Annotated in this window: 6 protein-coding genes and 1 pseudogene; 2 read left to right on the forward strand and 5 right to left on the reverse strand. The window is 70.7% G+C overall.

The features are described 5' to 3' along the window. Positions 1-1,577 precede the first annotated feature (1,577 nt). A pseudogene (locus tag ABFX54_RS57145) lies at positions 1,578-2,342 on the reverse strand (NACHT N-terminal helical domain 7-containing protein); the annotation flags it as partial. On the opposite strand from ABFX54_RS57145, the gene ABFX54_RS33930 reads away from it, so the two are divergent. Then, the gene (locus ABFX54_RS33930) at positions 2,248-2,895 is read left to right on the forward strand and encodes a TetR/AcrR family transcriptional regulator C-terminal domain-containing protein (protein WP_346110682.1); all 648 of its coding nucleotides are present in this window, start codon (positions 2,248-2,250) and stop codon (positions 2,893-2,895) included. The pseudogene ABFX54_RS57145 and the gene ABFX54_RS33930 overlap by 95 nt on opposite strands. A 28-nt stretch (positions 2,896-2,923) precedes the next feature. Here the strand turns inward: ABFX54_RS33930 and ABFX54_RS33935 are convergent, their stop codons facing one another. Next, entirely contained in the window at positions 2,924-3,379 is a 456-nt protein-coding gene (locus ABFX54_RS33935; RefSeq protein WP_346110684.1) for an aggregation-promoting factor C-terminal-like domain-containing protein, read from the reverse strand. A 335-nt stretch (positions 3,380-3,714) separates the two neighbouring features. Next, positions 3,715-4,113 (reverse strand): aggregation-promoting factor C-terminal-like domain-containing protein, encoded by a 399-nt coding sequence (locus ABFX54_RS33940; protein ID WP_346110685.1) that lies wholly within the window; start codon positions 4,111-4,113, stop codon positions 3,715-3,717. A 188-nt stretch (positions 4,114-4,301) separates the two neighbouring features. Between ABFX54_RS33940 and ABFX54_RS33945 the strand changes: the two genes are divergently transcribed. After that, positions 4,302-4,787 carry a glutathione peroxidase gene (locus ABFX54_RS33945; protein ID WP_106234396.1) on the forward strand — a complete coding sequence of 162 codons (486 nt, stop codon included), beginning with the start codon at positions 4,302-4,304 and terminating at the stop codon, positions 4,785-4,787. Positions 4,788-4,912: 125 nt separating this feature from the next. Here ABFX54_RS33945 and ABFX54_RS33950 read toward each other — a convergent pair whose 3' ends face one another. Next, positions 4,913-5,788, reverse strand: coding sequence for an alpha/beta fold hydrolase (locus tag ABFX54_RS33950; RefSeq protein ID WP_346110686.1), 876 nt, complete (start codon positions 5,786-5,788; stop codon positions 4,913-4,915). A gap of 2 nt (positions 5,789-5,790) precedes the next feature. After that, the coding region (locus ABFX54_RS33955) for a helix-turn-helix domain-containing protein (protein WP_346110688.1) at positions 5,791-6,041 on the reverse strand (251 nt) is incomplete at its 5' end.

Below are 6,041 nucleotides of genomic sequence, written 5' to 3' on the forward strand. Positions count from 1 at the left end.
CACAGGTGACGGGTGAGCAGCGCGCGCCGGTCGGGCGGGACAGCGGTGGCCAGCCCGTACCTGAGGAAGTCCACGATGGGGGCGCGGACGGTGAGGGCCGCGAACGACAGCAGCGCGTGCAGGAAGGCGTCGTCGGGCCGGGCGGGGCGCCGGCGGGAACCGGCGAACGCGAGCTCCTCGGCCATGTCGGCCAGTTCCCTGACGACCAGCCGAGCGACCAGGTACTCGCCGAACGTGGCGTGCAGGAACTCGTAGGTCTTGAGCCGCTGGTCGTCGCGGAGCGCCTGGGTCGTGCGCACGAAGAAGAAGCCGCCGATGACGCTCTCGGCTGGGGTCAGCGTGCGGCGCAGGCCGTGGTCCTGGGCAGGGGAGGTCTCATCGGGCAGCAGCGCCCGCAGGTCGGCGTCCAGATCGGCCTCGGAGACCCACTGCCGGCCCCGGTTGAACATCGCGAACGCGGTGACCGACAGGCGCAGAAGCGCGTCTTCCACGGCTCGGGCCCGTTCCTCATCCGTGAGGTCGGTGCGCGCCTTGCCGATCTCGCGGGCGGCGAAGCCCTGCAGCAGCCGCTCGTACAGCTCCGCCTCGTGCAGGTCCTCGTTCATGAGGCGCAGCGCGTTCGCGTCGGCGTCGTACAGGGCGAGCATGAGCAGCAGCAGCGGCTGCCCGGCGAGGTTCCGCACGGCCAGCACCCGGTCCACGGGCAGCGGCTGCAGGCCGCGCTCACGGAAGTAGCCATCGTTGCTGTCGTTCCAGGTGCCGACCCACTGGTGGATCTGCTCGCTGTCGAACGGCTCCAGCCGGATGACGGATGCCCCCCACGGGATTCGCGCCCGGTCGGCCACCGCCGTCCTTGAGGTGACGACGACCGCCAGCGCCCGGCCCCGCTCGGCCTGGGCCTCCTGGAAACGGACCACCCGCTCCAGGTAGTCGCTCTGGTTCACGCCGGTCGCTTGGAGCAGCTCGTCGAAGCCGTCCAGCAGGACGACGGGCAGCGCGCCTCTGCCCGCGTGCACGAACTCCGGCCACGACATCGCCTCGTCCAGTGTGGCCCTGATGCCATGCTCGATCTGGGCCAGCACGTCGGCGTCGGCGGGAATGTCGCGCAGCTCGACGCGGAGCGGCAGGAACTCGCTCTCGGGCAGCCGGGCCGCCAGCACCTGGGTCAGCACCGACTTGCCCGCGCCCGGCTGGCCGAGCACGAGGAGGGGCGCGTACGTGGCCTCTGGCTGCGTGAGGTGGCCGACGAAGAAGGAATCCAGATCGTGACGGCGGGCCAGCGGCGCCCACTCCTCCTCGGCGGTGATCGGAGACCGCGCCGACATCCAGGGCAGCAGGCGGTAGCCGGGGTTGATGTAGCCCTGCTCCAGCGGGGGGATCCGCATGCCCGGCGGCGTCCTGGTGGAGGACACGGACGGGCGGCCGAGCACGGCCCGGTTCGACCTGATCAACGCCGTCAGCCGGTCGGACGGCGTGCGTGTCGCCGGGATCGCGGCGAGCTGTCGCCTGATCCCCTCGAGCCCGCGCGCCAAGTCCCTGACCTCCGCACGGGTGGCCTGGTGATCGACGCGATCGGACCAGCACGCCACCTCGGGGAAGTCGGCCGCGAGCCGGTGAAACAGCTCCTCGTAGCGGCGTCTCGCCCGCGGCGGCAGGCCGCGGTCGAGCCTGGACCTGGTGGTCTCGTCCCAGCGGTCCCAGCATTCCAGCCCAGCCAGAAAACGCGTCAGCTCGACGGTGTAGCTTGCGTAGGTCCCCTCGACGATTGTCAGCAGCTTCTCGAACGGGACGGCGGGGGTGGGCAGCGGGGCCTGATAGGAGAGCAGTGAACGCCCGATCTCCTCGGTGCCGGTGATCCTGCGCTGGTCGTCCGGCGTAAGCTGGCGCAGCACATCCACCTCGGCAAGCGCGTCGAGGTAGGCGGTGACCACGATGACCGCGTGCGCCGCCGCCAGCCGCTGCGTCGTGTCGTACCGGCTCAGGCCCTTGACCTTGTCGCGGAGCCGGCGGAGGAACGCGTCGCCGAGCCGCACTGCCTCCGCGCGCGCGTCGAACAGGTCGATCGCGCCCAGCCCGAACAGGGCCATGGACGACGCCTTGTCGAGGACGTCCGTGATCGCGCTCGGCCCGCCGAGCAGCGCCACGGCGTCGCGATAGGTCACTATCCGCCGCATCACGCCCAGTCTGCCGGATCGTCGCCCGCGCCGGGCACGATCGTTGAGATCACCGCGATCCGTAGAATGAGCTATGCACTCCGAGCCCCTCAACCGGGCCCGCGTCATCGCCGCGGCCATCGACCTCATCGAGCGCGAGGGCGCCGACGCGGTCTCCATGCGGCGCATCGCGGCCGAGCTCGGCGTGGGGGTGATGTCGCTCTACAACCACGTGCCCAACAAGGACGCCCTGCTCAACGGGGTGGCCGAGGCGGTGCTGAGCCGGATCGAGTTCACCGACGACCCCGACGCCCACTGGACCGACCGGGTGCGCACGCAGGCGCGGGCCTTCCGGCAGATCGCCCACCACCATCCGCGCTCGACCATGCTGGTCGTCAGCCGCCAGCTCCACTCCGCCGCCGGTCTGCTGCCGGTCGAGCGGGCGCTGGCCACGCTGCGCAGTGCGGGGTTCGACGGGGCGGACGCGGTGCGGATGTTGCGCATGTTCATCGCCTACATCGTCGGCTCGCTGCTGCGCGAGGTCGGGGTGACGCCCGCGTTCGCGCCCGAGCAGACCAGGACGATCACGGCCGACGGCGTCGATCCCGCGCTGTTCCCCGAGGTGAGCTCGCTGGCGGAGCTGCTGGCCGAGTGCGACCACGAGGCCGAGTTCGAGTTCGGGCTCGAACTGCTGGTCAAGGCGATCGAGGCGCACGCGGGCCGTCGGGAGGGCACCCGGTGAGCTCGCTCCGGATGCCCTCCGGAACGGGCTAGTACCAGTTGTGTGATCTCCAGTGCCCCCAGGCGCCGCAAGGCCTGCCGTACCTCCCCTTGATGTAGGCCAGGCCCCACCGGATCTGCGTCTCCGGGTTCGACTTCCAGTCGCGGCCGGCACCGCTCATCTTGCCGGCGGGAAGGGCCTGCGGGATGCCGTAGGCGCCCGACGAGCGGTTGAGCGCCTTGTGATTCCATCCGCTCTCGCGGGTCCACAGGTTGTCCAGGCAGCGGAACTCTCTGGCGTTCCACGAGCGCTGGACGACGTGGTCGAGAGCGATCCTCTTGTTCCGGCCCGACGGCTGCACGGCCGCCATCCTCGGTTGCGCCGACGTGGTCCAGATCCCGGTCCTGACCGGTGGCCTGCTCTCGGCCACGGCCGGTAGGGCGGTGCCGAGCGCGGTGATCGCGGTGACGGAGATGAGTGTGCCGCTCAAGGCGCGCTTGTCCACGTGAATCCTCACTGTCGGGTCGCGTGCGGACGGGCGCCGTCAGCCGGCGTCCTGCCGGTCCGCGCCCGTGGCTCGGGCGCGGAGGGTCCGCGCGGCCCTCCGGGATTTCCGTCTCCGCCCGATCTCGCTGGGCGGCCCGGAGGGCACCGCGACGTGTCCTCTAGCACGATTCCTATTACGCGCTGTCACCGCTGTTCACGGATGGGGACACGCGAAGGACAGGTGTTTGTGTGATCGTTGCGGATAAAAGGTCCTCTCGCTGGAGCGGGATTGCCCGGTTCGCCGCCTGCCTGGGCGGGCCTTGCCGGAAAACGCGATCAAACCTGGGGTTTGGGTCAGTACCAACCGTGGGATTGGAAGTGCGCCCAGGCGCGACACGGCGAGGAGTAACGCTCCTTGATGTAGGACAGGCCCCACCTGATCTGGGTGCGGGGGTTGGTCCGCCAGTCGCGGCCGGCCGAGGCCATCTTGTGCCCGGGAAGGGCCTGCGGGATGCCGTAGGCGCCTGAGGCGCGGTTGCCGGCGCGGTGGTTCCATCCGCTCTCTCTGTGCCAGAGGCTCACCAGGCATCCGAACTGGGCCAGGTTCCAGCCGCGCGCGGCCACCAGGGGCCGGGCGATGGACTTGTTCTTGCCGCTGGTCCGGGAGCTCTGCGCCTGTGCGGCCGGGGCGCCGCCCGCCGCCACCAGGGTGGCGGTCAGGACCAGGACGCCGGTACGGCGGAGCATGGGCATGCGGGTTCCCTTTCGAGGGGGTTCATGGACCGCAGCACAGTGCCCGACTGATGCCCTTTACAGCGAATTGACCTTGGAAAGGCGGATCGTCAGTAAAGATCTCGATATATACCTTTTTCTGGGGATTGGTGGCGAGATTGAGGACTGTGTCACATTTATCGTCCTGACTCGTTCTGTAGGGTCACATCATGAGCCTCAGTGACATCCCGCTCCGCACCCTCGCGGACGCCCCCACGACGTTGGCGGAACTGACGGGCGGCAAGCCCGCCCTCATCGTCAACGTGGCCTCGAAGTGCGGCCTCACGCCCCAGTACGGCGGCCTGGTGCAGCTCCAGCGGCAGTACGGCCCTCGCGGCTTCACCGTCATCGGCATGCCGTGCAACCAGTTCGCCGGCCAGGAGCCCGGCTCGGCGGAGGAGATCGAGCAGTTCTGCGCCACCACGTACGGCGTGGACTTCCCGCTCCTGGAGAAGGCCGAGGTCAACGGCCCCGGCCGGCACCCGCTCTACGCCGAGCTGACCCAGGCGGCCGACGAGCAGGGGGAGGCCGGCGACATCCAGTGGAACTTCGAGAAGTTCCTGGTGGACGGCGACGGCCGGGTCGTGGCCCGCTTCCGCCCCCGCACCACCCCCGAGGACCCCGCGGTCACGGGGGCCATCGAGAAACTCCTCTGACGGGCGGGCGTCCCGGCGCCGCCACCCGATGCCGCCACCCGATGCCGCCACCCGGCCGGGCACCCGGCGGCGCTGCCCAACGCCGCCATCCGGCCGCGACACCCCCGGGTGGTCACCCGCCCGCGTTACTCGGCGGTGTGCGCGAGGACGGCCGCGGCCAGTTCCTCGTGCACCTCCGGGGGCAGCGTGTGCCCCATGCCGTCGATCATCAGCAGCCGCGCCCCCGGGATCTCCTTCGCGATCAGCTCGCCGTGGCCCGGCTTGGCCGGCTCGTGGGTGCCCTCGACGACCAGCGTGGGCGCCGTGATCCGGCCCAGCACGCCCACCGGCTCGAAGTCGGGCCTGGCCGCCGCCGCCAGGCGATGGTTGGCCACGGCGTCCAGGTCGCGGGCCCGGTCGAAGATCCGCTCTTGCAGACGGCGGGCGGCGTCCTCGTCGAACGGCAGCGCCGTGCCGTGCAGCACGCGCTGCTCGGCGATCATGAGCTCGATCCGCTCCCTGCGGTCCCGGGGCGGCGGCGCGGCGATCAGCTCGCGGTAGAAGCCGGTGAACTCCGGCGCGGGCTCGGGCAGGCTGCCCTCCGGCTGCGGCTGCCCCATCAGCGCTCGCATGATCACCATGCCCTCGCCGCCGCCGAGCGGTGACGAGCCGATGACGGTGAGCGTCCGCACCCGTTCCGGCCGCTCCACCGCGATCAGCTGGCCGAGCAGCCCGCCCGCCGAGTGACAGACCAGGTGCGCGCTCTCCAGCCCGTGCGCGTCCATCACCCGCAGCACGTCGTCCTTGATGTCCTCCCACGTGTACGGGTGCGTGGCGAAGTCCACGGTGCCGGACCGGCCGGTGTCGCGGTGGTCGTACCGGATCACCCGGCGACCGCCCGCCGTCAGCCGGCCGACGAACTCGTCCGGCCACAGGATCCCCTGGGACATCGACCCCATGACCAGCAGGATCGGCACGTCGGTGGCGGTGCCGAACTCTTCACTCCAGATGTCGATATGCATGCTCAAAGCATGTCCTGCCGCGCCGTGCCCGCCTTCCGTAGAACTACCAGCCGCGCGAGTTCAGTACGGGTGCCGATGCCCAGCTTCGGATAGATCTTGTACAGGTGGTACTCGACCGTGCGCGGGCTGAGGAACAGCCGCGCGGCGATCTCCTTGCTCGACAGGCCGTCGGCGACCAGCCCGGCGATGCGCAGCTCCTGCGGCGTCAGCGCGTCGAGCAGCGGCCCGGGCCCCGGCGTGGGCTCGGCGCTCT

The sequence above is a fragment of the Nonomuraea maheshkhaliensis genome, assembly GCF_039529435.1.
Classification (GTDB): domain Bacteria; phylum Actinomycetota; class Actinomycetes; order Streptosporangiales; family Streptosporangiaceae; genus Nonomuraea; species Nonomuraea maheshkhaliensis.